This window comes from Sphingobium bisphenolivorans (genome assembly GCF_000412635.1).
GTDB classification, from domain to species: domain Bacteria; phylum Pseudomonadota; class Alphaproteobacteria; order Sphingomonadales; family Sphingomonadaceae; genus Sphingobium; species Sphingobium bisphenolivorans.
This window is the reverse complement of record NZ_ASTG01000007.1, coordinates 25,872-51,763: the sequence shown is the minus strand read 5'-3', so window position 1 is coordinate 51,763 and position 25,892 is coordinate 25,872. Positions and strand designations below refer to the sequence as shown.

At 65.7% G+C, this 25,892-nt stretch carries 26 protein-coding genes; 14 read left to right on the top strand and 12 right to left on the bottom strand.

Features of this window, described 5'->3' with window-relative positions:
* Nucleotides 1-3: 3 nt before the first annotated feature.
* The 3 genes from L858_RS0107035 to tsaD are packed head-to-tail and all read right to left on the bottom strand — an operon-like array spanning nt 4 to nt 3,574.
* Entirely contained in the window at nt 4-1,524 is a 1,521-nt protein-coding gene (locus tag L858_RS0107035; protein WP_022682446.1) for a lipopolysaccharide biosynthesis protein, read from the bottom strand.
* A gap of 47 nt (nt 1,525-1,571) precedes the next feature.
* Nucleotides 1,572-2,543 (bottom strand): NAD(P)H-dependent glycerol-3-phosphate dehydrogenase, encoded by a 972-nt coding sequence (locus tag L858_RS0107030; RefSeq protein ID WP_022682445.1) that lies wholly within the window; start codon nt 2,541-2,543, stop codon nt 1,572-1,574.
* Nucleotides 2,540-3,574, bottom strand: a complete 1,035-nt coding sequence (gene tsaD, locus L858_RS0107025) for a tRNA (adenosine(37)-N6)-threonylcarbamoyltransferase complex transferase subunit TsaD (protein ID WP_028055892.1) — start codon at nt 3,572-3,574, stop codon at nt 2,540-2,542. Before tsaD ends, L858_RS0107030 begins: the two co-directional genes overlap by 4 nt.
* A 45-nt stretch (nt 3,575-3,619) precedes the next feature.
* On the opposite strand from tsaD, the gene hemC reads away from it, so the two are divergent.
* The 4 genes from hemC (at nt 3,620) to L858_RS0107005 (ending at nt 6,965) form a co-directional block, all read left to right on the top strand.
* Nucleotides 3,620-4,546 (top strand): hydroxymethylbilane synthase, encoded by a 927-nt coding sequence (gene hemC / locus L858_RS0107020; protein ID WP_022682443.1) that lies wholly within the window; start codon nt 3,620-3,622, stop codon nt 4,544-4,546.
* On the top strand, nt 4,543-5,211 hold the full coding sequence (locus L858_RS0107015; protein WP_022682442.1) for a uroporphyrinogen-III synthase: 669 nt from the start codon (nt 4,543-4,545) through the stop codon (nt 5,209-5,211). Before hemC ends, L858_RS0107015 begins: the two co-directional genes overlap by 4 nt.
* Before the next feature lie 10 nt (nt 5,212-5,221).
* Complete coding sequence (locus L858_RS0107010; RefSeq protein WP_022682441.1) at nt 5,222-6,100, top strand: hypothetical protein; 879 nt, start codon at nt 5,222-5,224, stop codon at nt 6,098-6,100.
* A 112-nt stretch (nt 6,101-6,212) separates the two neighbouring features.
* Nucleotides 6,213-6,965 carry an esterase/lipase family protein gene (locus L858_RS0107005; protein ID WP_022682440.1) on the top strand — a complete coding sequence of 251 codons (753 nt, stop codon included), beginning with the start codon at nt 6,213-6,215 and terminating at the stop codon, nt 6,963-6,965.
* Between the two features lie 46 nt (nt 6,966-7,011).
* On the opposite strand, the gene gltX is transcribed toward L858_RS0107005, so the two are convergent.
* Together gltX and L858_RS0106995 are read right to left on the bottom strand one after the other, a co-directional pair.
* Complete coding sequence (gene gltX, locus L858_RS0107000; RefSeq protein ID WP_022682439.1) at nt 7,012-8,343, bottom strand: glutamate--tRNA ligase; 1,332 nt, start codon at nt 8,341-8,343, stop codon at nt 7,012-7,014.
* Between the two features lie 94 nt (nt 8,344-8,437).
* Nucleotides 8,438-10,099, bottom strand: coding sequence for an NAD+ synthase (locus tag L858_RS0106995; protein ID WP_022682438.1), 1,662 nt, complete (start codon nt 10,097-10,099; stop codon nt 8,438-8,440).
* 120 nt (nt 10,100-10,219) lie between these two features.
* Here L858_RS0106995 and L858_RS0106990 point away from each other — a divergent pair, with 120 nt between their 5' ends.
* Nucleotides 10,220-11,155 carry a ribose-phosphate pyrophosphokinase gene (locus L858_RS0106990; RefSeq protein WP_022682437.1) on the top strand — a complete coding sequence of 312 codons (936 nt, stop codon included), beginning with the start codon at nt 10,220-10,222 and terminating at the stop codon, nt 11,153-11,155.
* A gap of 86 nt (nt 11,156-11,241) precedes the next feature.
* Here the strand turns inward: L858_RS0106990 and L858_RS0106985 are convergent, their stop codons facing one another.
* Both L858_RS0106985 and L858_RS0106980 read right to left on the bottom strand, forming a co-directional pair.
* A complete protein-coding gene (locus L858_RS0106985; RefSeq protein ID WP_022682436.1) occupies nt 11,242-11,481 on the bottom strand; it encodes a hypothetical protein in 240 nt (79 codons plus the stop codon).
* Between the two features lie 48 nt (nt 11,482-11,529).
* Nucleotides 11,530-11,958, bottom strand: coding sequence for a VOC family protein (locus L858_RS0106980; protein ID WP_022682435.1), 429 nt, complete (start codon nt 11,956-11,958; stop codon nt 11,530-11,532).
* A 76-nt stretch (nt 11,959-12,034) separates the two neighbouring features.
* Between L858_RS0106980 and hisN the strand changes: the two genes are divergently transcribed.
* Nucleotides 12,035-12,820: a histidinol-phosphatase gene (hisN, locus tag L858_RS0106975; RefSeq protein ID WP_022682434.1), complete on the top strand. Its 786-nt coding sequence runs from the start codon at nt 12,035-12,037 to the stop codon at nt 12,818-12,820.
* 37 nt (nt 12,821-12,857) lie between these two features.
* On the opposite strand, the gene L858_RS0106970 is transcribed toward hisN, so the two are convergent.
* Genes L858_RS0106970 through L858_RS0106960 form a run of 3 tightly spaced genes read right to left on the bottom strand, consistent with a single transcriptional unit; the run spans nt 12,858 to nt 16,022 of the window.
* Nucleotides 12,858-13,391 (bottom strand): O-acetyl-ADP-ribose deacetylase, encoded by a 534-nt coding sequence (locus L858_RS0106970; RefSeq protein ID WP_476661772.1) that lies wholly within the window; start codon nt 13,389-13,391, stop codon nt 12,858-12,860.
* A complete protein-coding gene (locus L858_RS0106965; RefSeq protein WP_022682432.1) occupies nt 13,388-13,798 on the bottom strand; it encodes a VOC family protein in 411 nt (136 codons plus the stop codon). The genes L858_RS0106970 and L858_RS0106965 overlap by 4 nt, the downstream gene beginning before the upstream one ends.
* 55 nt (nt 13,799-13,853) lie before the next feature.
* Complete coding sequence (locus L858_RS0106960) at nt 13,854-16,022, bottom strand: AsmA family protein (protein WP_022682431.1); 2,169 nt, start codon at nt 16,020-16,022, stop codon at nt 13,854-13,856.
* 157 nt (nt 16,023-16,179) lie between these two features.
* Here L858_RS0106960 and rpmI point away from each other — a divergent pair, with 157 nt between their 5' ends.
* The 8 genes from rpmI to L858_RS0106915 all read left to right on the top strand — a co-directional run bounded on the left by rpmI (nt 16,180) and on the right by L858_RS0106915 (nt 24,117).
* A complete protein-coding gene (rpmI, locus tag L858_RS0106955) occupies nt 16,180-16,383 on the top strand; it encodes a 50S ribosomal protein L35 (RefSeq protein WP_007689506.1) in 204 nt (67 codons plus the stop codon).
* Between the two features lie 13 nt (nt 16,384-16,396).
* Nucleotides 16,397-16,759, top strand: a complete 363-nt coding sequence (gene rplT / locus L858_RS0106950; RefSeq protein WP_022682430.1) for a 50S ribosomal protein L20 — start codon at nt 16,397-16,399, stop codon at nt 16,757-16,759.
* 124 nt (nt 16,760-16,883) lie between these two features.
* Nucleotides 16,884-17,249 (top strand): GIY-YIG nuclease family protein, encoded by a 366-nt coding sequence (locus L858_RS0106945; RefSeq protein WP_022682429.1) that lies wholly within the window; start codon nt 16,884-16,886, stop codon nt 17,247-17,249.
* A gap of 22 nt (nt 17,250-17,271) precedes the next feature.
* Nucleotides 17,272-18,363: a phenylalanine--tRNA ligase subunit alpha gene (pheS, locus tag L858_RS0106940; RefSeq protein WP_028055890.1), complete on the top strand. Its 1,092-nt coding sequence runs from the start codon at nt 17,272-17,274 to the stop codon at nt 18,361-18,363.
* Nucleotides 18,360-20,774: a phenylalanine--tRNA ligase subunit beta gene (gene pheT, locus L858_RS0106935; protein ID WP_022682427.1), complete on the top strand. Its 2,415-nt coding sequence runs from the start codon at nt 18,360-18,362 to the stop codon at nt 20,772-20,774. The genes pheS and pheT overlap by 4 nt, the downstream gene beginning before the upstream one ends.
* 31 nt (nt 20,775-20,805) lie before the next feature.
* Nucleotides 20,806-21,690: an aldose 1-epimerase family protein gene (locus tag L858_RS0106930; RefSeq protein ID WP_022682426.1), complete on the top strand. Its 885-nt coding sequence runs from the start codon at nt 20,806-20,808 to the stop codon at nt 21,688-21,690.
* A 128-nt stretch (nt 21,691-21,818) separates the two neighbouring features.
* A complete protein-coding gene (locus L858_RS0106925; protein WP_022682425.1) occupies nt 21,819-23,384 on the top strand; it encodes a peptide chain release factor 3 in 1,566 nt (521 codons plus the stop codon).
* 115 nt (nt 23,385-23,499) lie between these two features.
* The gene (locus L858_RS0106915) at nt 23,500-24,117 is read left to right on the top strand and encodes a glutathione S-transferase (protein ID WP_022682423.1); all 618 of its coding nucleotides are present in this window, start codon (nt 23,500-23,502) and stop codon (nt 24,115-24,117) included.
* On the opposite strand, the gene metW is transcribed toward L858_RS0106915, so the two are convergent.
* Nucleotides 24,114-24,704, bottom strand: a complete 591-nt coding sequence (metW, locus tag L858_RS0106910; RefSeq protein ID WP_022682422.1) for a methionine biosynthesis protein MetW — start codon at nt 24,702-24,704, stop codon at nt 24,114-24,116. The genes L858_RS0106915 and metW overlap by 4 nt on opposite strands.
* Nucleotides 24,701-25,837, bottom strand: a complete 1,137-nt coding sequence (gene metX, locus L858_RS0106905) for a homoserine O-acetyltransferase MetX (protein ID WP_028055889.1) — start codon at nt 25,835-25,837, stop codon at nt 24,701-24,703. Before metX ends, metW begins: the two co-directional genes overlap by 4 nt.
* Nucleotides 25,838-25,892 lie beyond the last annotated feature (55 nt).

Below are 25,892 nucleotides of genomic sequence, written 5' to 3'. Positions count from 1 at the left end.
TGTTCAGGCGGCTTTTTGCTTCTTGAACAGCGCCCGGTCATCCGGGCCGAAGCCCCAGCGCCAGATGACTACCCCATAGACGGCGAGGATCGTCGCGACGCCGAAGACCAGCTCGACCCATTCGAAACGGGCGGGCAAGGCGACGAAGGCGGAGCCGACGAGACAGGCCACGCCAGACGCGCTCAGCAGCGGCCAGCGCCACGCGTTGATCCGGGCACCGAGCAGGTGGGACAGAAGCCGCGCCTTGATCAGGGCGCTAACGCCCAGCGCCAGGCAGAGCGCCAGCGCGGGCGCCGCCGCGATCGCCATGGGGGGAAGCCGCAGATGGCGCGCGAGCATGATCAGCGCGAAACTGAGCCCCGCCTGCACCGCGATCATCAACAGCGAAATCACCAAGTTACGGTGCCGCGCTATATAGACGAGCGCCGATTCGCTGACCACCGCGGTAGCGGCGACAACTTCGGCCAGCAGCAGGAAGGCGAGCGCGCCGGTGCCGCCGACGAAGTGCGGTCCGACCAATCCCATCACCGCCTCTCCGGGGATGCCAAGCGCCAGGGCGATGCCCGCCTGTGCCGCGATGATCCAGAAGCCGACCTGACTCACCTGTCGTGCAATGGCGGCCAGATTCCCCTCGGCAAGGTTGCGGGTGATGACCGGGCCAAGGATCGGATCGAAGCTGGTCTTGAGCTTTTGCGGCAAGGAGGCGACCTGCTGCGCGACATAATAGACGCCAACCACGGCCGGGCTGACGAACAGGCCAAGGATTGCCAGGTCAAGGCGGCGCGAGCCCCACTCGACCCCGTCCGCCGCCGCAAGGGGCAGGTTTCGCCGCGCGAGGCGCCAAAGCCGGCCGGGGTCGGGACGCCAGCCATAGGGGATGCCATAATGGCGGGTCATTGGAATGATCGAGGCGACCAGCGCCGCGACCATCGAGAGGACATAGGAAAGGATGAGGCCGTCGCGCGTCGAATAAAAGGCGAAGGAAAAGGCGCCGATGCTGATCGCCCATGGCTCTATGATCGATCGCGCCCGCACCGTGGCGCCGATATCGAAGCGGTAGGCACAGGCGGCGAGCGCCACGTCGGAGCACGCCACGGCGATGACGATCAGCGCCAGCAGCCGGTCGAGGCCGTTGATGCCGCTGTTGGGGAACATCGCGTGAGGAAAGGCGACCAGAATACCGCTGCCGATCAACGCCGCGATCAGCGTCACCAGCATGGCGTCAGTGACGACATGGCTGTGCGGGCGCTCGGTCTGGGCAAGCGCGCCAGCGAGGCCGCGCTTAAGGCCAAGGGTGGCGAGTTGCGCCACGAACTCCACGACCAGCACGGCATAGGCGAAACGGCCGAGCGCATCGGCCCCATACCAGCGGCCGGCGATGAACAGGAAGGGCAGGCGCGCGGCGAGGCGCAGCAGGAAGCCGAACACATTGGTCCGGCCCCCCTTGGCAAGCGCGGCGATATCATCCTGCTGCGCGGGAGAGGCGCTATCGGCCGCCAAAGAAATCTGATCCCCCTGTCGCATCGTCTTTTCGGGCCGCAATGTAGCAGTATCTGCCGGAAGCGCGACGATTATTCCGCGCGCAGCGGACGGGCGAGCAGCGCGTCCATCACCTGGGCGAGCGGCGCGGCCTCTTCCAGCAGCGCGCACACGGCCTCCACTACCGGCATTTCCACCTGCGCGGCGCGGGCGGCTTCGCGCAGAACGGGGGCGGTGAAGGCTCCTTCCGCCACGGTACGGCGGTTTGCGAGCAGCTGCTGGGCAGACTGCCCCTCGCCCAACCCCTTGCCCAGCGAGAAGTTACGGCTGTTGGTCGACGAACAGGTGAGGACCAGGTCGCCAAGGCCTGAGAGGCCGCCCAGCGTCTCCGCCCGGGCGCCCCGAGCAAGGCCGAAGCGGGTCATTTCGGCGAAACCCCGGCTGATCAAGGAAGCGCGGGCGTTGAGGCCAAGGCCCGCGCCCTCCGCGACACCGCAGGCGATGGCGAGTACATTCTTGACCGCGCCCCCGATCTCCGCACCGACGACATCGTCGGAGAGATAGGGGCGGAAGGCCGGCCGGGCGATCCGCGCCGCGATCCGCGCTGCAAGCTCCGCGTCGCCGCAGGCGAGCGTGATCGCGGTGGGCAGGCCCTTCGCCACCTCGTGCGCGAAGGTCGGGCCGGAAAGAACGGCGATCGGGGATGTCGGCTGCGCCTGCGCCGCGACTTCGGACATGAGCAGGCTGCTGCCCGCCTCTATGCCCTTTGAGCAGAGGATGAGCGGCGTGCCCGCCGGCGCCTGTGCCACGACGCTGCGCAGATGCTGGGCCGGGCTGACGATCAGCAGCATGTCCCGGTCGGCCATCGCGGCGATGTCGCCGGTCGCCTCGATCGAAGCGCTCAAGGGAATACCGGGCAGGTAGAGCGGGTTCTGCCGATCGCTGTTCACCGCCTCGACCACTTCGGGTTCGAGCGCCCAGAGGCGGACATGCTGGCCGTTCGCGGCAAGCGTCTGCGCGAGGGCCGTGCCCCATGCGCCTGCTCCGATGACGCCTGCCTTCATGCCTTCACTCCTGCTCCGCGCGCCTTTTCCGCGTCCGGGTCGAGCGGCCAGCGCGGACGCGCTGGGACCGTGAGGTCGTCGACCAGTCCAGCGGCGTAGCGCTCGGCCCCCGCCCATGCGATCATTGCCGCATTGTCGGTGCAAAGCCAAAGCGGCGGTGCGACGAAGGGCAGATCGTGGCGCGCGGCCAGCGCTTCCAGCGCGGCGCGGATCGACTGGTTCGCGGCGACACCGCCTGCCACGACGAGCGCCGTGATGTCGGTGAGGCCGGCAAGCTGACGCTCGGTCCGGTCGATCAGGCAGTCGATCACCGCTTGCTGGAAGCTGGCGGCGATGTCCTGCGTCGAATAGCGCCCCGACTGAGCGGCGCGCATCACCGCGCTTTTCAGTCCGGCGAAGGAAAAATGCGGTTCAGCCGTGCCGACCAGGGGGCGCGGTAGGGGCACCGCCTTTCCGTTGCCCTCAGCAGCGGCTTTCTCGACGGCCGGGCCGCCGGGATAGCCGAGGCCGAGCAGCTTGGCCGTCTTGTCGAAAGCCTCGCCCGAGGCGTCGTCGATGGTGGTGGCGAGCCGGGCATAGTCGCCAGGCCCGCGCACATGGAGAAGCTGACAATGGCCGCCCGACACCAGCAGCAGCAGATAGGGAAATCGCAGCGACGGATCGGCTAGGCGGGGTGAGAGCGCGTGGCCTTCCAGATGGTTGACCGCCACCAGCGGCTTGCCCGCCGCGTGGGCCAGGGCCTTGCCGGTGACCAGGCCGACCATCACGCCGCCGATCAGGCCGGGGCCGGCCGTCGCGGCGATCACGTCCACATCGCTGAGTTTCAGCTCCGCATCATCGAGCGCCGCCTCGATCAGCGGGGCGAGTGCCTCCACATGGGCGCGCGCGGCGATTTCGGGCACCACGCCGCCATAGGGGCGGTGCGCCTCCTCCTGCGTGGCAAGCCGGTGGGCGAGGATCTTGCCCTCGGCCGTCACCAGCGCCGCCGCCGTCTCGTCGCAGCTAGATTCCAGGCCAAGGATGATCGTCATTGCCGCTTCCATCTAATGTCCGCGCCCATTAGAGCAAGCGGCATCATGCAAAAGCCCTCCCGTCCGCTTCGCCTTGGCACCCGTGGTTCCCCGCTCGCGCTTGCACAGGCGCGGATGACGAGGGAGGCGCTCTGTGCCCGGCATGGCTGGGATGCGGAAGATGTGACGATCGTCACCGTGCAGACCAGCGGCGACCGTATTCAGGATCGCGCGCTGGCGGACATCGGCGGCAAGGCGCTGTGGACCAAGGAACTGGACCGCGCTCTGATAGGGGGCGAGATCGACTTTGCCGTCCACTCGATGAAGGATGTCGAGACGATCCGGCCGGCCGCGATCCGCATCGCGGCGATGCTGCCGCGTGCCGACGTGCGCGATCGGCTGGTGGGCGCGGAGAGTTTCGAGGCGCTGCCGGAGCGGCCGGTGATCGGCACCAGTTCGCCGCGCCGCTCCGCACAGGTAAGGCGGCTGCGCCCGGACGCGCAGGTCGTGCTGTTTCGCGGCAATGTCGCCACGCGCCTCGCCAAGCTGGCGGCGGGGGAGGCGCATGCGACCTTGCTGGCCTCGGCCGGGCTCGACCGGCTGGGCGAGAGCGAGGTCGGGACCACCATTCCGCTCGACATCATGCTGCCCGCGCCATCGCAAGGAGCGGTGGGGATCGAGACGCTGAGCGACAATGAAGCGATGCTCGACCTGCTCGGCACGATCAGCGATCTGGATACGGCCGACTGCGTGATCGCGGAGCGGGCAGTGCTGGAGGGGCTGGGCGGCACCTGCCATTCGCCGATCGCGGCGCTGGCGGTGCTGGACGCGGCGGCGATCCGGCTCCGAGCCGAGATATTGAGCGCGGACGGGCAGGAAACCGTCGCGGGCGAAGTGCACATAGCGCGAGGCGATCTGGCGAGCGCGCGCGCATTGGGGCGCGACCTGCTCGGCCGGGCAAGCCCGGCGCTGCGGGCGCTGTTCGAGGCGTGAGGCCGCTCGTCATCCTGCGGCCTGAGCCGGGAGCGAGCAGAACGGCCGAACGGGCAGGGAAGATGGGGCTGGACGCGCGGGTATGGCCGCTCTTTGCTCCGCGCGCGATCCCATGGTCGCCGCCCGCCTCGGACCGCTATGACGCGCTGCTGCTGACCAGCGCCAACGCGGTGCGGCTGGCAGGCGCACACCTCCAACATTATCGCGCGCTGCCCGCCTATGCCGTAGGCGCCGCGACGGCGGCGGCGCTGAAGGCAGCGGGCTTTGCCGATGTGACGGCGGGCGACGCCGACGCCAGTGCCATTGCGGCGATGATCGCTGCTGATGGGCATAGATCGGTGCTGCATCTGGCCGGACGCACTGTCGCGCCGATGGAGGCGGGACCGCTGCAGGTTGAGCGCATCACCGTCTATGAGATGATCCGGACGGGGGATGACGGGCTTGCGCAGCGGCTGGAGCCTGGAAGCGTGCTGCTGATCCATTCTGCCCGCGCCGGAGAATTGCTGGCGCAGCGCGTGGGCAGCGAACGCAGACGGGCGCTCCACCTGGTCGCCATCAGCCCGGCGGCGCTGGCAGCCTGCGGCACTGGCTGGGCAAGCGCCGAAACGCCCGATCGGCCCGACGATGAGAGGATGCTGGCTCTTGCCGCCGCTTTGTGCAAATGATCGCGGCTAGATGGAAGAAAGGCCCTTGATGAGCGACCAGGACGGCGCAGCGACAGAGAAGGCGGCAGTGCCATCCGCGCGCCGGCGCAGTTCATGGCTGATTATCCTGTTGCTGCTGGTCGCCTTTGGCATCGGCGTGCTGCTCACCATCTGGGCCCTGCCGCAGATCCAGGGCTGGCGCGGTGCTCCGGCGCCGCGTGCAGCCGTCTCGGATGGCGGAATGCCCGCCGCGCGCATGCGGCCGCTGAGCGTCGATGCCGCGCAGATGCTGGACAGCCGGGTGATCCAGCTGGAAGAAAGGCTCAACCGCATCACGGTGGAGGCGCAGGCGGCGTCCGGCAATGCTGCGCGGGCGGAAGGGCTGCTGGTCGCCTTTGCGGCGCGGCGCGCGCTCGATACCGGCATGCCGCTCGGCTATATCGAGGGGCAGTTGCGGCTTCGCTTCGGGCAGGCCCAGCCGCGCGCCGTCGCCACCATCATCAATGCAGCGCGGGAACCGGTGACGCTGGCAGACCTGCGCGCCGGGCTGACCGCCCTGTCGGATCAGGTCACGACCCCGCCGTCCAATGCCAGTTGGTGGGAAGCGCTGGAGCATGAGGCACATGAGCTGATTTCGATCCACAAGGCTTCCACGCCTTCCCCCCGGCCGCAGGCGGCGCTGGACCGCGCGATCCGCTATCTGGACGGTGCGCGGGTCGGGGCTGCCCTCGCGGAGGTCGAGCAGATGCCCGGACGGAATGCCGCCGACCGCTGGATGCAGTTCGCGCGCCGTTATATGGAGGCGCGTAGGGCGCTCGACCTCATAGAAACCGCCGCCATATTGGAGCCGCGCCAGTTGCGCACGGCGGATGGCGGAACGGTGGCGCAGACTTCTCCGCTGGCGCCCTGAGTCCCTGTCACAATCGACCAACCGTTGGTTCTCATTGATGAAACTGATAGACGCGGCGCGCGTTTGTCATGAGAATGTCACCTTTCTCCGTCAGGAATAGGATTTCATTTTCGTGCCGCCTTATGCCGATGCCATTGCGAGCTTCTGGAGGGACCGCCTTGCCGCTGGCCCTCGCGCGGTGGAGAGGCCTTCCTTCCCCCATCTGATCGGCAACGTCGCTGTGCCGTTCGATTTCGCGCGGACGCGCGCGCAGGCCAAGGCGCTGTCGGCGTCGATCCGGGGCGATGGGCGGCAGTTGCTGCTGATCCCCGGATTTCTTGCTCCCGAACAGCGGATGGAGCCGTTGCGGGCGGTGCTGAACGCAGCCGGATTTGAGGCCTATGGGTGGGGCATGGGGCGAAATCTTGGCCCCCGGATTGACAGCATGGAGCAGATCGATCGACGCGTGGACGAGATCAGGCAGCGGAGCGGCGCTCCGGTTACGCTGGTAGGCTGGAGCCTGGGCGGCCTGTTTGCGCGCGAATATGCCAAGTTCGCGCCCGAAAAGGTCGGCGGCGTGATCAGCATGGGGTCACCCTTTTCCGGCGATCCGCGCGCCAATCATGCCTGGCGCCTTTATCAACTGGTATCGGGCTTCCCGGTGGATCAGCCGCCCTTCCCGTGCAAGCGGGAGGAAAAGCCGCCAGTGCCCACCATCGCCCTCTGGTCGCGGCGCGATGGCGTGATCCTGCCTGCCTGCGCCAAAGGCCGGCCGGGCGAGCGCGACGAGGCGATCGAAGTCGATTGCACCCATATGGGTTTCGCCGCCGCGCCGGAGGGGATATTGGCGGTCGGCAAGGCGCTGGAGATGATGGCGGGGCATTGACCCCGAATGTTCCTGTGCCTCGAATTCGACCGATGACCGCTGAAGGTCAGGCAGAGGCCAGCCTCTTGAGCGCCTCGTCCCTTCCGATCAGGGGCAGCAGCAGCCCCATATCCGGCCCATGATCCAGCCCGGTCAGCGCACGACGGAGCGGCAGGAACAGCGCTTTCCCCTTGCGCCCCGTTTCCGCCTTCAGCGCTTCGGTGAGCGTGCGCCAGATGCTGGCGTCAAATGCTGCGTCCGCCAGGATGCGCTTCGCGCAGGAAAGGAAATCCCGATCTTCCTCAGCCGCCGCGGCCGCTTCGATGGGCCCGGTAACGATCCGCCACCATTCAGCTGCACCGGTGAGATTTTCCAGATTGGGCCGGATGGCGTTCCACGCCGCTTCGTTCATTCCGTCGGGCAACCTGTCGGCAACAGCCGCATAGGGCAGGAGGTGAACGATCTTCTGGTTGAGCGCGGCGAGTTCGCCCTCGTCGAAGCGCGCCGGGGCGCGGCCGAAATGCGCGAAGTCGAAACTGTCGATCAGCGGCTGCACGTCGGCAAAAGGTTCGATCGGCATCGAACTGCCAAGACGGGCGAGCAATGAAAGGACGGCCATCGGCTCCAGTCCGATCTCGCGGAAATGCGCGACGCCGAGCGAGCCCAGCCGCTTGGAAAGCTTGCCTTCACTGCCTGTCAGCAGCGCTTCATGGGCGAAGCGGGGCAGCGCCGCATCGAGGGCATCGAACATCTGAATCTGGGTGGCGGTGTTGGACACATGATCCTCGCCGCGCAGAACATGGGTGACGCCCATGGCGATGTCGTCGATGACTGACGGCAGCATGTAGAGCCAGCTCCCGTCCGCGCGGCGGATCACCGGGTCGGAGAGCAGATGCGGATCGAACCGCTGCTCGCCCCGGATAAGGTCGGTCCAGAGGATCGGCTGGTCATGGTCGAGCCGGAAGCGCCAGTGCGGCCTGCGGCCTGCGGCCTCATAGGCGGCGATCTGATCCGTCGTGAGCGAGAGGGCGGCGCGGTCGTAGACCGGCGGAAGGCCACGGCCGAGCAAGACCTTGCGGCGCAGGTCCAGTTCCTGCGCGGTTTCATAGGCGGGATAGACGCGGCCCGATGCCTTGAGCGCTTCGAAGCTTTCCTCATACAGGGCGAAACGGTCGGACTGTTTTTCCTCCCCGTCCCAGCGCAGGCCGAGCCAGTTCAGGTCCGCCTTGATCGCGTCGGCATATTCCGGGCGCGAACGTTCCTGATCGGTGTCGTCGAGGCGGAGGAGGAACTTGCCGCCGCTCTTGCGCGCCCACAGCCAGTTATGCAGCGCGGCGCGGATGTTGCCGACATGAAGGTTGCCGGTCGGCGACGGTGCGAAGCGGGTAGTGATGGTCATATCCGTCCCTCTCCGTTCGGTCCGAGCTTGTCGAGAACTGTTCTCGACCGACGCTTCGCGGCTGCGCCCGAAGCTGCTCGAACCGAACGGGAAATTAGGTGGTGCGAAAGGCGTTGGTGATCGGATAGCGGCGATCGCGGCCGAAGTTGCGCATGCCAAGCTTCACGCCCGGGGGTGACTGGCGGCGCTTATATTCGGCGACATAGAGCAACCGCTCGATCCGGGCGACCGTCTCCCCGTCGAAGCCGCGCGCAACCAGTTGCTCGACGGAAAGCTCCTCCTCGACCAGGCCGTAGAGAATCGGGTCCAGCACCTCATAGGGGGGCAAGCTGTCCTCGTCCTTCTGATTGTCGCGCAGTTCCGCGCTCGGCGGCTTGGTGATGACCCGCTCGGGCATGACCGGGCCGGCCGGGCCGAAGCCCGCCCCGAGCGATGGCACATTCTCGTTCCGCCAGCGGCACAGGTCGAACACCGTCGTCTTGTAGGCGTCCTTCAGCACCGAATAACCACCGGCCATGTCGCCATAAATGGTGGCGTAGCCGACCGACATCTCGCTCTTGTTGCCGGTGGTGAGCAGCATATGGCCGAACTTGTTTGACAGGCCCATCAGCGTCAGTCCGCGCACGCGGGACTGGATATTCTCCTCGGCAAGGTCGCGGGGCCGGCCCGCGAAGACGGGCGCCAGCATCGCATCGAACGCTTCGACCGCCGGCTCGATCGGGATGGTGTCGTAGCGGATGCCGAGCAGGCGCGCGCATTCGACGGCGTCGTCCAGGCTTTCCTGGCTGGTAAAGCGCGAGGGCATCATGACGCACCAGACGCGATCAGCACCCAGCGCATCGACCGCGACGGCGGCAGAGAGCGCTGAGTCGATGCCGCCGGACAAGCCAAGCACCACGCCCGGAAAGCGGTTGCGGTTCACATAATCGCGAAGGCCAAGCACCATCGCATTGTATATGTCGGCCGGACGCTCATCGAGAGTGTGGCGGTTGCCGGGGATGCAGACCCATTGGCCATCCCATTTTTCCCATGTGGTGAGGACGAGGGCCTCTTCCCAGTCGGGAAGCTGCTGGGCGATGCTGAGGTCGCCGTTCATGACGAAAGAAGCGCCGTCGAACACCAGTTCGTCCTGCCCGCCGACGCGGTTGAGATAGACCAGCGGCAGGCCCGTCTCCCGGACGCGCGTGCCTGATACGGCGTTGATGCGGCGATCGTCCTTGTCCACCTCGAACGGGCTGCCATTGGGACTGATCAGGATTTCGGCGCCTTCTGCCTTCAGATGCGCCGTGACGAAGGGGAACCAGATATCCTCGCAGATCGGCACGCCGATCTTCACCCCGCGAAAATCGATCGGCGCTGGCAGCGGCCCGGGCGCGAACAGGCGCTTTTCGTCAAATGTGCCGTAATTGGGCAGTTCCCGCTTCTGGCGGATGGCGGTGACCGCGCCATCTTCCAGCAGGGCGACGACGTTGAACAGCACACCCTGCGACGCGACCACCGTGCCGACCAGCATGGCCGGACCACCGTCAGCGGTGGCCTGCGCCAGCCGGTCGAGCTCATGGTTCGCCCGATCCACCAGCGCGGGCTTCAGCACCAGATCCTCGGGCGGGTAGCCGATCAACTGCAGTTCGGGAAAGACGATCAGGTCCGCGCCCGCCGCCTGCGCGCGCCATTCCAGCATCGCGTCTGCATTGGCCTTCAGGTCGCCCACCGACTGGGTCATCTGGGCAAGGGCGATCACGAGTTTGTCTGTCATAGCCAGCGCCCCTAATCCATTTCGCCGCAACGCGCAAAAGCGCCTTTTCAGCATCGGCAAGCGCCGCTAAAGGGGCCGCGTTTCTGACAGCGTCATCAATCCGTCACGGGGAGCAAGGCCATGAAGCTCATGACCGGCAATTCCAACAAGCCGCTTGCGGCTGCCATCGCCGACTATATCGAGATTCCCCTGACCGACGCGAGCGTTCGCCGCTTCGCCGACGAAGAGGTTTTCGTGGAGATTCATGAGAATGTCCGCGGCGAAGACGTGTTCGTGCTGCAATCGACCAGCTATCCAACGAACGACAATCTGATGGAGTTGCTGATCATGATCGATGCGCTGAAGCGCGCGTCGGCAAAGCGAATCACGGCTGTCGTTCCCTATTTCGGCTATGCGCGGCAGGACCGGAAGCCCGGCCCCCGCACCCCGATCTCCGCCAAGCTGGTCGCCAACCTCATCACGACGGCGGGCGCCGATCGTGTTCTGTCGGTCGATTTGCACGCTGGCCAGATCCAGGGCTTCTTCGACATTCCCACCGATAATCTTTTCGGTGCACCGGTGATGTCGGCGGATATCCAGGCGCGCTTCGGTGATCGCAACCTGATGGTGGTGTCGCCGGACGTGGGCGGCGTGGTGCGTGCGCGCGCGCTTGCCAAGCGGCTCGACAATGCGCCGCTCGCCATCGTCGACAAGCGGCGCGAGCGCGCCGGCGAGTCCGAAGTCATGAACATCATCGGCGACGTGAAGGGCCGCTTCTGCGTCCTGATCGATGACATCGTCGATTCGGCCGGCACGCTCTGCAACGCTGCGGGCGCGCTGAAGGCGGCCGGCGCCGAGGAAGTGGTCGCCTATGTCAGCCACGGCGTGCTCTCGGGCGGCGCGGTGGCGCGCGTCGAGGCTTCCGAACTGAAGGAACTGGTGATCACCGACTCCATCCAGGGGACGGACGCGGTGTGCACCGCAAAGAGTATCCGTCACCTGCCGATTGCCCCGCTGCTGGGCGAAGCGATCAAGCGGATCGCCGACGAAAGCTCGGTTTCCAGCCTGTTCGACTGATTCGTTAGAAAGCTAATAATTTGGGAAAGGGGCGCTGCGGTTGGACCGTCAGCGCCCTTTTTGCATGAAGTCGCGCGGCGCGACTTTCAGGCGGTGGGCAGCAAAACCAAGGGCACGGCCAGGATCAGGATCATCGCGCCAACGATCCGCTGGCCGAGCGAAATGCCGAGCGGACCGTCACGCCAGATCATCGGGCAACTGAGCAGGGCGAGCAGCATCAGCATGTTCGACAGCGCGACCGAGCCGCCCAAGGGCATGTCCTGCCGCAGCGCCAGCGCACCAAAAAGCGCCGCGAGGCTCATTATCCACCCGATCAGCGCCACCATCTTGCTCCCTTGCCGGTGAAGCCGAAAACGGCGGCATGCGGGAGAAGTTTAGGCGTGCTGCGCCCAGGGATCGTAGGTGCCGAAGCTCCAGACATTCCCCTCCGGATCGAGCGCTTCATAACCGCGTCCGGGATAGCCCTCATTGTCATGCGGCTCCGCGACGACGATCGCGCCTTCGTTGCGTGCGTGGAGGCAGTGGGCGTCGGCATCCTCCACGACCACATAGATGGTGGCGGTGACGCCGCCCAGATCGCGCGGCGTGGTCCAGCTATAAAGCGACTCACCCTCGCCATCGCGGGCGCTGCCGAGCATGATCATGCCTTCGCCCCGTACAAGCTCTGCATGATGGACGATGCGCGGATTATCCTCATCCTCATAGCAGGCCCGCAGTTCAAAGCCGAAGGCGTCGTACAAGAAGCTGATGGCGGCGGGGGCATCGGCGTAGCGCAGGCACGGAATGACAGGGGAACCGGGCATCTCTCCCTCCTTCACGATGCGGAATCGCAAGGACAAAGCCTAGCGCGAAGGCGGCTTTGCGGCTAGGCCCGTAACCATGACCACCCGCGACGATCTGGCCCTTGCCCACCGCCTCGCCGATGCCGCAGCCGCAGCCATCCGCCCCTTTTTCCGCGCGCGCTACGACATGGAGTTCAAGAGCGACAAGTCGCCCGTGACGGAGGCCGACCGGGCGGCCGAAGCGGCGATCCGCGCGATCCTGGAGAAGGAGCGCCCGCAGGACGGCATCATCGGGGAGGAATATGGGGCGACGCGCGAGGACGCCGAGCGCCTGTGGATCCTCGACCCGATCGATGGCACCCGCAGCTTCATCGCCGGGCGGCCGATCTTCGGTACGCTGGTCGCATTGACGCAGTCGGGGTGGCCGACCATCGGCATCATCGACCAGCCGATCGCCGGGGAGCGCTGGGCGGGGATGGCTGGGCAGCCCACGACCTTCAACGGTCAGCCCGTGAAGTCGCGCGCCTGCCGCTCGCTGGAGGAAGCGGTCCTGGCCAGCACCGGGCCGCAATATTTCCCCGGCTGCACGGGCGAGCATTTCTCCTTGCTCGCTGGCCAGTGCCGCGACACCGTCTGGGGCGGCGACTGCTATAATTATGGGCTGGTCGCGTCGGGCCATGTCGATATCGTGGTCGAGGCGGGCCTCAAGCTGCATGACATCGCCGCGCTTGTCCCGGTCGTGGAGGGCGCAGGCGGGCGCATGTGCGATTGGGCGGGGGAGCCGATCACGGCGGAAAGCGACGGCCGCGTCATCGCTCTGGGCGATCCGGCGCGGCTGGACGATGTGCTGGAGGCGCTGGCCGAGGGGCGTCACGGGCATTGAGGAGCTGATCCAGGGCCGCCTTGGCTCATCCTTTGGTTCAGGACGAGCGGACAGCCTGCACAGCATCGGCATAGATGGCGGCGCTCGCTTCATCGAAGCAGACGAAGAAGATGTCATCGAACCCGCCCGGCTCTTCCAGCAACAGCTGGTTGACCGCATCGGCGGCGACCGCTGCCGCTGCCTGCTTGGGATAGCCGTAGATCCCCGTGGAGATGGCGGGAAAGGCGATCGTGCGCAGACCATGGTCCAAGGCCAGCGTCAGCGATGCGGTATAGCAGCTCGCCAGCAGTCTCGCCTCGCCATTTCCGCCGCCCTGCCAGACGGGGCCAACGGTGTGGATGACGTGCCGGGCGGCAAGCTGGTAGCCCGCTGTGATCCGCGCCTCCCCGGTCGGGCAGCCGCCGAGCGTCCGGCATTCGGCCAGCAGCCGCGGTCCCGCCGCGCGGTGGATAGCGCCGTCGACACCGCCGCCGCCCAGCAAGGATGAATTGGCTGCGTTGACGATGGCGTCTGTGGCGCAGCGCGTAAGGTCGCCGGTCACCACATCCCAACGGACGTCGGCGCTCATCAGGTGGCCGGGCCGCCAATCGACCAGACATGGCCGAAGGGATCGGTAAGCTGGCCATAGCGATCACCCCAGAACTGATTGTCGAGCGGGAAACGGACCGTGGCGCCTGCGTTCAGGGCGCGTTTCCACCAGGCGTCGGCATCGTCCACCTGCAGATGCAAGGTGACCGCCTGCGGCTTTTGCGCCGGAGCGCCACCCATCATCTCGGGAAAATGATCGTTGAGCATCAACGAGCCGCCATTGATGCGCAGATGCGCGTGCATGATCCGCTGCCGTCCTTCCGCTACATGCCGGGCAAGCTCGATCGCGCCAAAGGCACGGGAATAAAAGGCGATGGCTTCGGCCGCGCGATCATTGGCGATGGTCAGGTGCGGTACCACGCCGCCCGCTGGACTTTGACTATCTTTCATCAATCTACGCCTCTCCTTCTGGCCGGAGCAGCAGGATAGGCGGTTTGCGCTGCGATCAGAAGATGCCGAGAAACTTCTTTTTCTGGCCCTGCTTCTCTTTCGCGCTGCTCTTGCCCGACTCTTCCTTCGCGGTCGTACCGCGCCCGACATCGTCGCGCGGCTTGCCGCCCTTGGTGCGCTGGGCGGCTGCCGTGGCGCCGGCGAGCACCGGGCCGCAGGCGGCGCTCTTGGCATCGCCGACATCGACAAAGGCGAGCACGGCGGCGAGCGGGGAGGCCGCAATCCCCAACGCTGCGGCAGCACCCCCGCGCGCGATCAGTTCGGGACTGATGACGCTGATGCCGGGCCTGGCGAAATACCCGTTGATGCCGATCGGCGACTGGGCGGAGAAGAGGCTGAACTTCTTGCCGTCGGCGCGGAAGGCAAGGTCGAGGCTCTCATTCTTGAAGGAGAAGCCGCCACGGCCCAGCATCACATTCTTCTTCGTGTCGATGATGATCGGATCGGCCGCCGCGATGCCGTTGCGCACGGTGAAGGCGATGAGGCCGCAATTGATCTGCACCGGCTCCTTCAGCTTCTTTTCGAACATCTTGGTAATGAAGGTGCCGATGTCGAGCTCGGACAGCTGGACATTGCGCGCCCACATGGAGCCGGCGGGAAGGATGACGGCGATGCGCCCGTTCGAGGTGCTGAGCGAATCATGAAGCGTGTCGCCTAGCCCCGCCATTTGGACCCGCGCCTTGATCGTGCCGGTGGTGCCCGATTCCTCCACGCCCCAGCGGCCGAGCAGCTTCCCCATCGGGGTGGGCGACAGGCGGATGTCATAGCTGGTCCGCACCGGCGCGCCGCGCGCGTTGATGCTGATGTCGGAACTGACATGGCCGCCCGACATGTCGAAGGTAAGCGGGGAAAGGGTGAGGAGGCTCCGTTCCAGCGCGAGCTTCAGCCCGATATTGGAAATGGGGACGTTGGGTGCCCGCACGCGCCGCACCTTATAATCGACATTGGCGTCGAAGTTGCGGATCGCCTCCACCCGCAGCGGCGCGTCGGGAAGCACGCGCGGTGTGCCGCCGACGGTCTGGACAGCGCCGGCCGCACCCTGCTTCTCCAGTCTTTGCGGATCATAGCCGATAAAGGGTCCGACATCGATGATGTCGAGCGTCTGGGTGGCAAGGTCGGCCTTTAACAGCAGGCGGTTGTCGGGCAGCGACACGGTCATGCGTCCGGCCAGGTCGCTGTCGCCGAACCGGCCCTTCAAATGGGTGAAGCGCCATTCGCCGCCATTTTTCGTCAGGGCCGACGTGAAGCGATAGGTCCGCGTGTCTGGGACTGCCACGCCGAGGAAATCGAACAGCCGGGCGAGGTTGGGGCCATAGGTGACGAGCCGCAGGTCCGCGCCTTCAATCTGCGTTGCGCCGGGCAGCGTTCCGCTGACTTCCATCACCGTCGCCCCTGCCTGCGCATGGAGGGCGAGGCGGTTCTTGCCGCCGGTCACCGTTTCATTGGGCGAAAGCAGACCGCCGCGCAGGGTGAAGGTCCGGTCGCGCATCGTCCCGTCACCGGAGAAGCGGATGTCGCTGGCGAAGCGGGTGTCCTGCGCCTTCACCGTCTCGAACCCGATGTCCGTCGAAAGCTGCATCCGCGGGTCGCGGTAGCGCAGCTTCGTGCCGGTCAGGATCGCGCGCTGGATCAGCGGCAGGTTGAGCGGCTCGCCCTTCTTGTTCGGATCGCCGAAGGTCCATGTGTTGCTCTTGCCGTCGCGTGACCATTCAAGATCGGTCGCGGCGTTCCGCAGTTCGAGCCAGCGCACCCGATATTTGTCACCGAAGAGGAGGCTGAGCGGGGCGATGCGGCTGTCGATCAGGTCGGCGCGGAAGAAGGCGGGACGGCTCGCCCAGGGCGTGTTGGCGATTGCCATCTGTTCGGCACGGAACTTGATGGTGATAGGGTTGAAGTAAAGCTGGAAATCGCCACCGACGCGGACAGGCCGTTCGAGGCGGCTGGTCAGGAACCGTTCGAACGGATGTTTGAGGAAACGCCCCTTGGTGATGAACAGGATCAGCCAGAGCGTGAAGATGATGCCGACGATCCAGAGCAGGATGCGGACCGGCAGGGGCAGCTTGCGCCAGCGTTCGCGCGCGCGATGCAGATGATGGCGGGCACCGCTGGGATGCGGCACCGGGGTCGCCGGACGGTCCGGCCGGAGGGGATCGGCATCGGCCATGGCGCTTCAACGCCGATCCCGCCTTTTGGGTCCGAATCGCTTGCCTTTCAGCGCATCGCCCTCTATGGGCCGCCCTTCGCGATATTCGGAAGGACCGCCCGGCTAACTAGGGCTGCCGTGGCTGTCCGTAATCGTCGCGCTGAAAAAGGAGACGAAAATGCCCAAGCTCAAGACCAAGAGCGGTGTGAAGAAGCGCTTCAAGTTCACCGCTTCCGGCAAGGTCAAGCATGGCGTCGCTGGCAAGCGTCACCGCCTGATCTCGCACAACGCGAAATACATCCGCCAGAACCGTGGCACCTCGGTCATGTCCGACGCCGACGTCGCTCATGTGCGCCTCTGGGCGCCCTATGGCCTGAAGTAAGGAGTAGGGACATATGGCACGCGTAAAACGTGGTACGACCACCAAGGCGAAGCATAAGAGGATTTTGGATCAGGCGAAGGGCTATTATGGCCGTCGCAAGAACACGATCCGTATCGCCCGCCAGGCCGTCGAAAAGGCCGGCCAGTACGCTTATCGCGACCGCAAGGTCAAGAAGCGGACCTTCCGCGGCCTCTGGATCCAGCGAATCAACGCCGGCGTCCGCGCCGAGGGCCTGACCTATTCGCAGTTCATGCACGGACTGAAGCTGGCCGGCGTCGACCTCGACCGCAAGGTTCTGGCCGACATCGCGATGCACGAAGGCGAGGCCTTCAGCGCCATCATCGCCCAGGCGAAGGCTGCGCTGCCCGCGGCTTAAGCTGATCGGCGCGAGAGCGAACAAAGGGCGCCGGGGCAGATGCCTTCGGCGCCTTTTTTGTTGCCTTTCCCCCTCTACCCCTTCGTCATTCCCGCGAAAGCGGGAACCCATCTCCGAGGGAGCCATGAAGCGCGAGATCAGCCCAACCGTCTATATCCTTGCAAGCCGGAAAAACGGGACGCTTTACACAGGCGTCAGTTCCGACCTCGTTAAGCGCCTATATGAGCACCGAAACGGCTTGATCGAGGGCTTCACCAGCGACTACGGCGTCAAACGCCTCGTCTGGTTTGAAACGCATGACGCGATGGACAGCGCGATATTGCGTGAAAAGCGGATCAAGAAATGGAACAGGCAATGGAAGATCGAGCTGATCGAAGCTGGCAATCCCGAACGGGACGATCTGGCTCTCAGCTTTGGATTCGAGCCCTTGCCCTCTACGCGGCGACCGATCGAAAGATCGGGAGATGGGTTCCCGCGTTCGCGGGAATGACGGGATTATGGATGAGAAAAAGATGACTGAAATTGCCAATCTGAAAGCCGGCCTGATCGCCGACATCGGCGCAGCCGATACGCTCGACGCGTTGGAAGCGCTTCGCGTGGGGGCCATGGGCAAGAATGGCGTGGTGACCGGCCTGCTCAAGACGCTCGGCCCGATGAGCCCGGAAGAGCGGCTGGAGAAAGGCCCGCCGATCCAGGATTTGCGGGAGAGCGTGACGGCGGCGCTCGGCGAGAGGAAGGCGGCGTTGGAACAGGCGGCGCTGGACGCCAAGCTCGCGGCCGAGACGATCGACATGACCCTGCCCGCCGATCTCGGTGCTCAGGGGTCGGTGCATCCGGTCAGCCAGGTGATGGACGAACTCGCCGAGATTTTCGCCGATCTCGGCTTTTCCGTCGCGACGGGGCCGGAGATCGAAGACGACTGGCATAATTTCACCGCGCTCAACATTCCCGAGACGCACCCGGCGCGGGCGATGCACGACACTTTCTACTTCCCCGAGGCGCAAAACGGGAAAAAGATGCTGCTGCGCACGCATACGTCGCCGGTGCAGATCCGCACGATGATGAACGGGGAGCCACCGATCCGGATCATCGCGCCGGGCCGGGTCTATCGTTCGGACAGCGATGCGACGCACACGCCGATGTTCCACCAGATCGAGGGTCTGGTGATCGACAAGGGCATCACGCTCGGCCATCTCAAATGGACGCTGGAGACGTTCCTCAAGGCTTTCTTCGAGCGTGACGACATCGTGCTGCGGCTGCGGCCGAGCTATTTCCCCTTTACCGAACCGTCGGTCGAGGTGGATGTGGGCTATACCCTCACCAGTGGCCAGCGGGTGATCGGCGGCGATGGCGACGCACCGGGCGGCGGCTGGCTGGAAGTGCTGGGCAGCGGCATGGTCAACCGGCGTGTGATCGAGGCGTGCGGGCTCGACCCGGATGAGTGGCAGGGCTTTGCCTTCGGCACCGGCGTCGACCGGCTGGCGATGCTGAAATATGGGATGAACGACTTGCGCGCTTTCTTCGACGGCGATCTGCGCTGGCTGAAACATTATGGCTTCATGGGCTTGGATGTGCCCACGCTGAGCGGAGGAGTGGGCGCATGAAGTTCACGCTGAGCTGGCTCAAGACGCATCTCGATACCGATGCCGACCTGCCGACTATCCTCAAAGGGCTGACGAATATCGGTCTTGAGGTCGAGGGCGTTGAGAACCCCGCCGACAAGCTCGCTCCCTTCCGTATTGCGAAGGTGCTGACGGCCGATCCGCATCCGCAGGCCGACAAGCTACAGGTGCTGACCGTGGATGCGGGGGATGGCCCGCTTCAGGTGGTCTGCGGCGCGCCCAACGCCCGCGCGGGCCTGGTGGGCGTGTTCGGGACCGAGGGCGCTGTCGTGCCGGTCAATGGCATGGTGCTCAAGAAAACCGCCATCCGCGGCGTCGAATCCAACGGCATGATGTGCTCGTTCCGCGAACTGGAGCTGGGCGAGGATCATGACGGGATCATCGAGCTCGCTGCCGATGCGCCGGTCGGACAGGTCTATGCGGCATGGGCGGGGCTGGACGATCCCGTCATCGACGTGTCGATCACCCCCAACCGACAGGATTGCATGGGCGTGCGCGGCATTGCGCGCGATCTGGCGGCAGCGGGCCTTGGCACGCTGAACGCGATCGTCGTGCCGTCGGTCCAGGCTGTCGGACCGGGACCCGATGTGCGGATCGAGGATACCGACGGCTGCCCCGCCTTCTTTGCGCGCACGGTCAAGGGCGTCAGCAACGGCGTCTCGCCCGAATGGATGGCGAAGCGGTTGAAGGCGATCGGGCAGAAGCCGATCAGCACCCTGGTCGACATCACCAACTATATCATGATCGACCTTGGCCGGCCGCTGCATGTCTATGACCTCGCCACGCTCAAAGGACCGCTGACTGCACGGCGGGGCAAGGCGGGCGAGCAGGTGCTGGCGCTGAACGGCAAGAGCTACGCCGTCGATGAGACAATGACGGTGATCGCCGATGAGGAAGCGGTGCACGACATTGGCGGCATCATGGGCGGCGAGCATTCCGGCGCGACCGAGGCGACCACCGACGTGCTGATCGAATGCGCCTATTTCACGCCGGAGCGGATCGCGGTCACGGGGCAGAAGCTCGCCTTGACCTCCGACGCGCGCGGGCGGTTCGAGCGCGGCGTGGACCCGGCGTTCCTGGACGACGGCCTGTCGATCGCCACCGATCTGGTGGTGAAGCTGTGCGGCGGGACGGCGAGCGAAGCGACGCGGGCAGGCTCGCCGCCGCTTGCGGCCCGCACCGTGACCTATGATCCCGCGCAATGCCTGACCCTGGCCGGCGTCAATGTGGCGGAGGAGGAACAGCGGCGGATCCTGGAGAGCCTGGGCTTTGGCGTGGAGGGCAATGCCGCCGCCTTCAGCTATGAGGACGGCATGCCGGTGACCACGCCGGCCAATTGGACGGTGACCGTGCCAAGCTGGCGGCGCGATGTCGACGGCTGGCCCGACATCGTCGAGGAGGTGGTGCGCATCGTCGGGCTGGATCAGGTGCCCTCCACCCCCCTGCCCCGCACTCCGGGCGTCGCAAAGCCGACCGCGACCGCCGAACAGCTGGTCGAGCGGCGCGTCCGTCGGACGGCGGCGGCGCGCGGACTGGCCGAGGCGATCAACTGGTCGTTCATTTCGGAAAAGGAAGCCGCGTCTGTCGGCGGCGGCGACTGGACGCTCGCCAACCCCATCTCCGAAGACCTGAAGGTCATGCGGCCCTCGCTGCTGCCCGGCCTCTTGTCGGCCACGCGGCGGAACATGGATCGCGGCGCGGCATCTGTGCGGCTGTTCGAGCTCGGCCGGCGCTATTTCGGTGACAAGGAACGGGCGACGGTCGGCTTCGTGCTGGCAGGCGAGAAGACGCCGCGCGGCTGGCAGACGGGCAAGGCACAGCTATTCTCCGCCTTTGATGCCAAGGGAGAGGTCATCGCGCTGCTCGCGGCGGCGGGAGCCCCCGTCGGCAATCTGCAAAGCTTCGGCGAGGCTTCGGCGGCCTACCATCCCGGTCAGTCGGGTACATTGCGGCTGGGACCGAAGGTCGTTCTGGCCGAGTTCGGCGTGCTGCATCCCTCGCTCGCGCGCCAGTTCGGTCTTGCCGGGACGGTCGTGGCGGGAGAAATCTTCCTCGACGCCATCCCGGCGAAACGCAAGAGCGGCTTCATGCGCGCGCCCTATGCGCCGCCCGCGCTGCAGGCGGTGAAGCGGGACTTCGCCTTCATCGTCGATCAGGCGGTCGAGGCCGACGCACTGGTGCGCGCGGTAAAGGGCGCGGACAAGAAGAACATCGTCGATGCGCGGCTGTTCGACGTCTTCGTCGGACCCGGCGTCGACGAAGGCAGGAAGAGCCTGGCCGTCGAAGTGACACTGCAGCCGGGCGAAAAGAGCTTCTCTCAGGAAGAACTCGACGCGATCAGCGCAAGCGTGGTGAAGGCGGCGGAAAAGCTGGGCGCTACTTTGCGGGGGTGACCCCCCACGCTCGAACCGAACGGAGGCAGGCTTGTCGGACGAACTTATCACCATCACGTCCGGCGGCCTCACCGCCAGCATCAACCCGCTCGGCGCCGAGCTTTGGTCGCTCAAGGACGCTGGCGGGCGCGAGCTCATGACAGATGCCGACCCGCGCTGGTGGACGGGGCACGCGCCGCTGCTCTTTCCCTTTGTCGGGCGGTCGCGGGGCGACGTCTATCGGCTGGGGGTGCATGAATTTTCCATGCCGCAGCACGGCTTCGCCCGGCGCCTGCCCTTCGCTCAGGTCGAGCATCACGCCGAAACCGTGACCTTTCGGCTGGAAGCGGACACGGCCACGCGGGCGCTCTACCCCTTTGACTTCCGGCTCGACATGCAGTTCGCCGTCGCAGGCGCCACGCTGATGATGACTGCCAAGGTCATGAACCGCGACGAGGCGGACATGCCTTTCGCCTTCGGCTATCATCCCGCCTTCGCCTGGCCCTTGCCCTTTGGCGGTACGGTAGAGGAGCATCGGGTGCTGTTCGAAAAGCCGGAGCCCGCCCCGATCCGCAAGGTGGGCAGAGAGCCGGGGCTGATCAGCCTTGAGAGCAGGCCGTCGCCGGTCGAGGGAAACAGACTGGCGCCGACTCATGCGATGTTCGAGGGCGATGCGCTGATATGGGATCAGCTGGAAAGCCATAGCCTGATCTGGGGCGTGCCGGGACGGACCCGGCTGAAGATCGACTTTCCCGACACGCCATGGCTGGGGCTGTGGCAGAAGCCGGGCGCGCCCTATCTGTGCGTCGAGCCATGGGCGGGAATGGCCGACCCGGTCGGCTTCGAAGGCGATGTGTGGGACAAGCCGGGCATCATGTGCCTGCTGCCGGGCGACGAACGGCGGTTCCGCATGAACGTGACGCTGTTGGAAAGCTGACCCCTCTATATTTTTTCGTCATTCCCGCGTAGGCGGGAATTCATCTCCAAACCTTTCCGCCTTCCGCATGTGCGGGAGATGGATCCCCGCCCACGCGGGGATGACGATGTGATGTGATCAGACTGCCCATGACCATACCCTCCCGCCGCACCTTCGCGATCATTTCCCACCCCGACGCGGGCAAGACCACCCTCACCGAAAAGCTGCTGCTGGAAGGCGGCGCCATCCATCTCGCCGGCGAGGTCAAGGCGCGCGGGGCGAACCGGCGCGCGCGGTCGGACTGGATGAAGATCGAACAGCAGCGCGGTATTTCCGTGACGTCGTCCGTCATGACGTTCGAACGCGACGGCATCACCTTCAACCTGCTCGACACGCCGGGCCACGAGGATTTTTCCGAAGATACCTATCGCACGCTGACGGCGGTGGACTCGGCGGTGATGGTGATCGACGCGGCCAAGGGTATCGAGCCGCAGACGCGCAAGCTGTTCGAGGTCTGCCGCCTGCGCAACGTGCCGATCATCACCTTCGTCAACAAGGTCGATCGCGAGGGCCGCGATGCCTTCGCCCTGCTGGACGAGGTGGCGGACGCGCTGGCGCTCGACGTGTGCCCGATGAGCTGGCCGGTCGGCATGGGGGCCGACTTTGAAGGCATTTACGACTTTGCCAGGAACCGCCTGCGCCAGCCCTCGGGCGCGAGCAAGGAGTTTGAGGGCAAGGAAGTGTTCGTCGAGGGTATCCAAGACGACGCGCTGGGCGAGCATATCTCCGATCGGGGTCTGGAAAAACTGCGGGAAGAGGCGGAGCTGGCGGTCGGCGGCTATGCCGAATTTGACCTCGCCGCATATCGGCACGGCGACCTGACGCCGGTTTATTTTGGATCGGCGCTCAAGCTCTTCGGCGTGACCGAGTTGATCGACGCGCTCGCCGCCCATGCGCCGCCGCCGCGCGCGCAGCCGGCCGAGCCTGCACCGGTCGAACCGGAAGATGGCGAAGTCACGGGCTTCATCTTCAAGGTGCAGGCCAATATGGACCCGCAGCATCGCGACCGCATTGCCTTCATGCGGCTTTGTTCGGGCAAGTTCCGGCGGGGCATGAAGCTGACGCCGTCGGGAAGCGGAAAGCCGATTGCGGTGCATTCTCCCATCCTCTTCTTCGCGCAGGATCGCGAGATTGCGGATGAGGCTTTCCCCGGCGACATCATCGGCATCCCCAATCATGGCACACTGCGCGTCGGCGACACGCTGAGCGAGAAGCCGGGCGTGCGATTTACCGGCCTGCCGAACTTCGCCCCGGAAATCCTGCGGCGCGTGGCGCTGAAGGACCCGACCAAGACGAAGCAGCTGCGCAAGGCGCTGGACGACCTTTCCGAAGAGGGCGTGATCCAGGTCTTCTATCCGGAGATCGGCAGCAACTGGATCGTCGGCGTGGTAGGCCAGTTGCAGCTGGACGTGCTGATTTCGCGGCTTGAGGCCGAATATAAGGTCGCGGCCGGGCTGGAGGCATCGCCCTTCGACACGGCCCGCTGGATTTCGGGCGACGAAGCCGCGATCAAGGACTTAGTCGCCTTCAACGGCGCCAACATGGCGAAGGATCGCGACGGCAATCTGGTGTTCATGGCGAAAAGCGCATGGGACATCGGCTACCAGCAGGAGCGGCATCCCAAGGTCAAGTTCAGCGCGACGAAAGAGCGGTAGCGCTTACGGGAGAGAGGACGATGGTCTGGGACCTGGGAGCTGCCCTGCTAAAGAAGGGAGAGTTCGAAACGGTCCGGCTGTTGATCCGCGACCCCGATGGGATAGGAGGCGGGCGGTGAACCCTGTCCTCTACAGCTTTCGACGCTGCCCCTATGCGATGCGTGCGCGCATGGCGCTGATTGCAAGCGGGCAGCGGGTGGAACTGCGTGAGGTCGTGCTCCGCGACAAACCCGAAGCGATGATCGCTGCCTCGCCGAAGGCTACGGTTCCGGTATTGGTCCTGCCGGAGGGCGGCGTGATCGACGAGAGCCTGGACATCATGCGCTGGGCGCTGGCGGGCCATGATCCGGAAGGCTGGCTTTCAGGCGACGACGCGGCGCTGATCACAAGCAATGATGGCCCGTTCAAACAGCATCTGGACCGCTATAAATATGCGACGCGCTACCGGTCCGACCCGCAGGCGCATCGCGCCGAGGCTGTGCGGATGCTGATGGATCTGGAAGTGCGGCTTAGTCGCAATATCTTCCTGTGTGGCGATCGCAGGATGCTGTCCGACATCGCCATCTTCCCCTTCGTTCGGCAGTTCGCCGCGACGGAGCCCGACTGGTTCGCCGGCCAGCCGCTTACGCGGGTGCGGGCCTGGCTCGATGGGCTGGTGCGATCGGCCCTGTTTTCCCGCGCGATGCTGCGGCTGCCGGCGTGGCGGGAAGGCGACACACCGGTCTATCTTTAGCCACGCCGCAGCAGGAAGACCGCATGTTCGGCGAACAGATTGGCGTTCGCATGCGTAGTTTCCTGGTCGCCCTTCAGGAACCACTGACCGTCGATTACCCAGCCGCGCTCCTTCACCAGCGCGCGGAAATCGTCGACCGTGACATGGTGGATGTTAAGCGTGTTATACCATGTGTCGGGCAGCAGGCGCGTCACCGGCATACGGCCGCCCCACATCAGCGACAGCCGGCCGCGCCAATGGGCGAAATTGGGGAAGGAGACGAACGCCTGCCGGCCGATGCGCAGCAGTTCCTCGACAACGCGATCCGGACGCCGCGTGGTCTGGAGCGTCTGGCTGAGGATCGCATAGTCGAAACTGGCGTCGGGATAGTAGGCAAGGTCGGTGTCGGCATCGCCCTGCACGACCGACAGACCCCGGCCGACGGCAGCAGCGACATTCTGCCCGTCGATCTCCAGGCCCCGCGCATCGACCTGCTTGTCGTCACGCAGCGCGGCCATCAGCGCGCCGTCGCCGCAACCCACGTCCAGCACCCGCGATCCGGGCGCCACAGTGCGGGCGATGAGCGCGAGGTCGGGACGCAGGCTCAAGCGCGACCGCCCTTCAGGAAGCCGTCGACCACCCGGTTCAGTTCCGGGCATTCCAGCAGGAAGGCGTCATGGCCGAAGGGGCTGGAAAGCTCGACGAAGCTCGCCTGCGCGCCGCTGGCGTTGAGCGCATGGACGATGACGCGCGATTCTGCGGTGGGATAGAGCCAGTCGGTATCGAAGCTGACGAGGCAGAAGCGCGCCTTCGACGCGGCAAAGGCGTTGGCAAGGCTGCCGCCATGATCCTCGGCAATGTCGTAATAATCCATGGCGCGGGTGATATAGAGGTAGGAGTTGGCGTCGAACCGCTCGACGAAGCTGAGCCCCTGATGGCGCAGATAGCTTTCCACCTGGAAATCGGCGTCGAAACCGAAGGTCTTGGCATCCCTGCCCTGCAAGCGCCGCCCGAATTTCTCCGTCAGGCCCGCTTCGGACAGATAGGTGATATGCGCAGCCATGCGCGCGACGGCGAGGCCTGCGCTCGGGATCTGGCCGTCGGCATAATAGTCGCCGCCCCGCCAGTTGGGATCGGCCATGATCGCCTGCCGGCCGACTTCATGAAAGGCAATATTCTGGGCGCTGTGGCGCGCGGTGGAGGCGATGACGATACAGCTTTCGACGCGCTCGGGATAAAGGGTCGGCCAGGTCAGCGCCTGCATTCCGCCCATCGACCCGCCGACGACGGCCTGCAGACGGTCCACGCCCAGATGGTCGAGCAGCATCGCCTGCGCGCGGACCATGTCGGCGATGGTGATGACAGGAAAGCGCATCGCGTGCGGCTCGCCAGTGGCGGGATCGAGACTGGCGGGGCCGCTGGAACCCATGCAGCTGCCGATCACGTTGGCGCAGATGATGAAATGGCGTGCGGGATCGATCGGCCTGCCTTCTCCCACCAGCCGCCACCACCAGCCGGGCTTGCCGGTTACGGGATGGTCGGACGCGACATATTGGTCGCCGGTCAGCGCGTGGCAGATGAGGATGGCGTTGGAACGATCCGCATCCATCCGCCCATAGGTTTCATAGGCGATATCGACGGGGCCGAGCGAGGCGCCGCTGTCGAGCCGCAAGGCACCCGCGAGGCGCGCCTGCCGCCGCAGGCCGAAACGTTGATCATCGGGAAAGGAGGCGCTGGCCATCATGATCGGGCTAGGACCGGTACCCGCCTCTGTCAATCGGCTCTCATGCGCTCTA

Bases quoted from the DNA above. Each gene is read 5' to 3' on its own strand.
- L858_RS0107035 (WP_022682446.1), bottom strand. From the start codon at position 1,524: ATGCGACAGGGGGATCAGATTTCTTTGGCGGCCGATAGCGCCTCTCCC.
- L858_RS0107030 (WP_022682445.1), bottom strand. From the start codon at position 2,543: ATGAAGGCAGGCGTCATCGGAGCAGGCGCATGGGGCACGGCCCTCGCG.
- tsaD (WP_028055892.1), bottom strand. From the start codon at position 3,574: ATGACGATCATCCTTGGCCTGGAATCTAGCTGCGACGAGACGGCGGCG.
- hemC (WP_022682443.1), top strand. From the start codon at position 3,620: ATGCAAAAGCCCTCCCGTCCGCTTCGCCTTGGCACCCGTGGTTCCCCG.
- L858_RS0107010 (WP_022682441.1), top strand. From the start codon at position 5,222: ATGGAAGAAAGGCCCTTGATGAGCGACCAGGACGGCGCAGCGACAGAG.
- gltX (WP_022682439.1), bottom strand. From the start codon at position 8,343: ATGACCATCACTACCCGCTTCGCACCGTCGCCGACCGGCAACCTTCAT.
- L858_RS0106995 (WP_022682438.1), bottom strand. From the start codon at position 10,099: ATGACAGACAAACTCGTGATCGCCCTTGCCCAGATGACCCAGTCGGTG.
- L858_RS0106990 (WP_022682437.1), top strand. From the start codon at position 10,220: ATGAAGCTCATGACCGGCAATTCCAACAAGCCGCTTGCGGCTGCCATC.
- L858_RS0106985 (WP_022682436.1), bottom strand. From the start codon at position 11,481: ATGGTGGCGCTGATCGGGTGGATAATGAGCCTCGCGGCGCTTTTTGGT.
- L858_RS0106980 (WP_022682435.1), bottom strand. From the start codon at position 11,958: ATGCCCGGTTCCCCTGTCATTCCGTGCCTGCGCTACGCCGATGCCCCC.
- hisN (WP_022682434.1), top strand. From the start codon at position 12,035: ATGACCACCCGCGACGATCTGGCCCTTGCCCACCGCCTCGCCGATGCC.
- L858_RS0106965 (WP_022682432.1), bottom strand. From the start codon at position 13,798: ATGAAAGATAGTCAAAGTCCAGCGGGCGGCGTGGTACCGCACCTGACC.
- L858_RS0106960 (WP_022682431.1), bottom strand. From the start codon at position 16,022: ATGGCCGATGCCGATCCCCTCCGGCCGGACCGTCCGGCGACCCCGGTG.
- rpmI (WP_007689506.1), top strand. From the start codon at position 16,180: ATGCCCAAGCTCAAGACCAAGAGCGGTGTGAAGAAGCGCTTCAAGTTC.
- rplT (WP_022682430.1), top strand. From the start codon at position 16,397: ATGGCACGCGTAAAACGTGGTACGACCACCAAGGCGAAGCATAAGAGG.
- L858_RS0106945 (WP_022682429.1), top strand. From the start codon at position 16,884: ATGAAGCGCGAGATCAGCCCAACCGTCTATATCCTTGCAAGCCGGAAA.
- pheS (WP_028055890.1), top strand. From the start codon at position 17,272: ATGACTGAAATTGCCAATCTGAAAGCCGGCCTGATCGCCGACATCGGC.
- pheT (WP_022682427.1), top strand. From the start codon at position 18,360: ATGAAGTTCACGCTGAGCTGGCTCAAGACGCATCTCGATACCGATGCC.
- L858_RS0106925 (WP_022682425.1), top strand. From the start codon at position 21,819: ATGACCATACCCTCCCGCCGCACCTTCGCGATCATTTCCCACCCCGAC.
- metX (WP_028055889.1), bottom strand. From the start codon at position 25,837: ATGGCCAGCGCCTCCTTTCCCGATGATCAACGTTTCGGCCTGCGGCGG.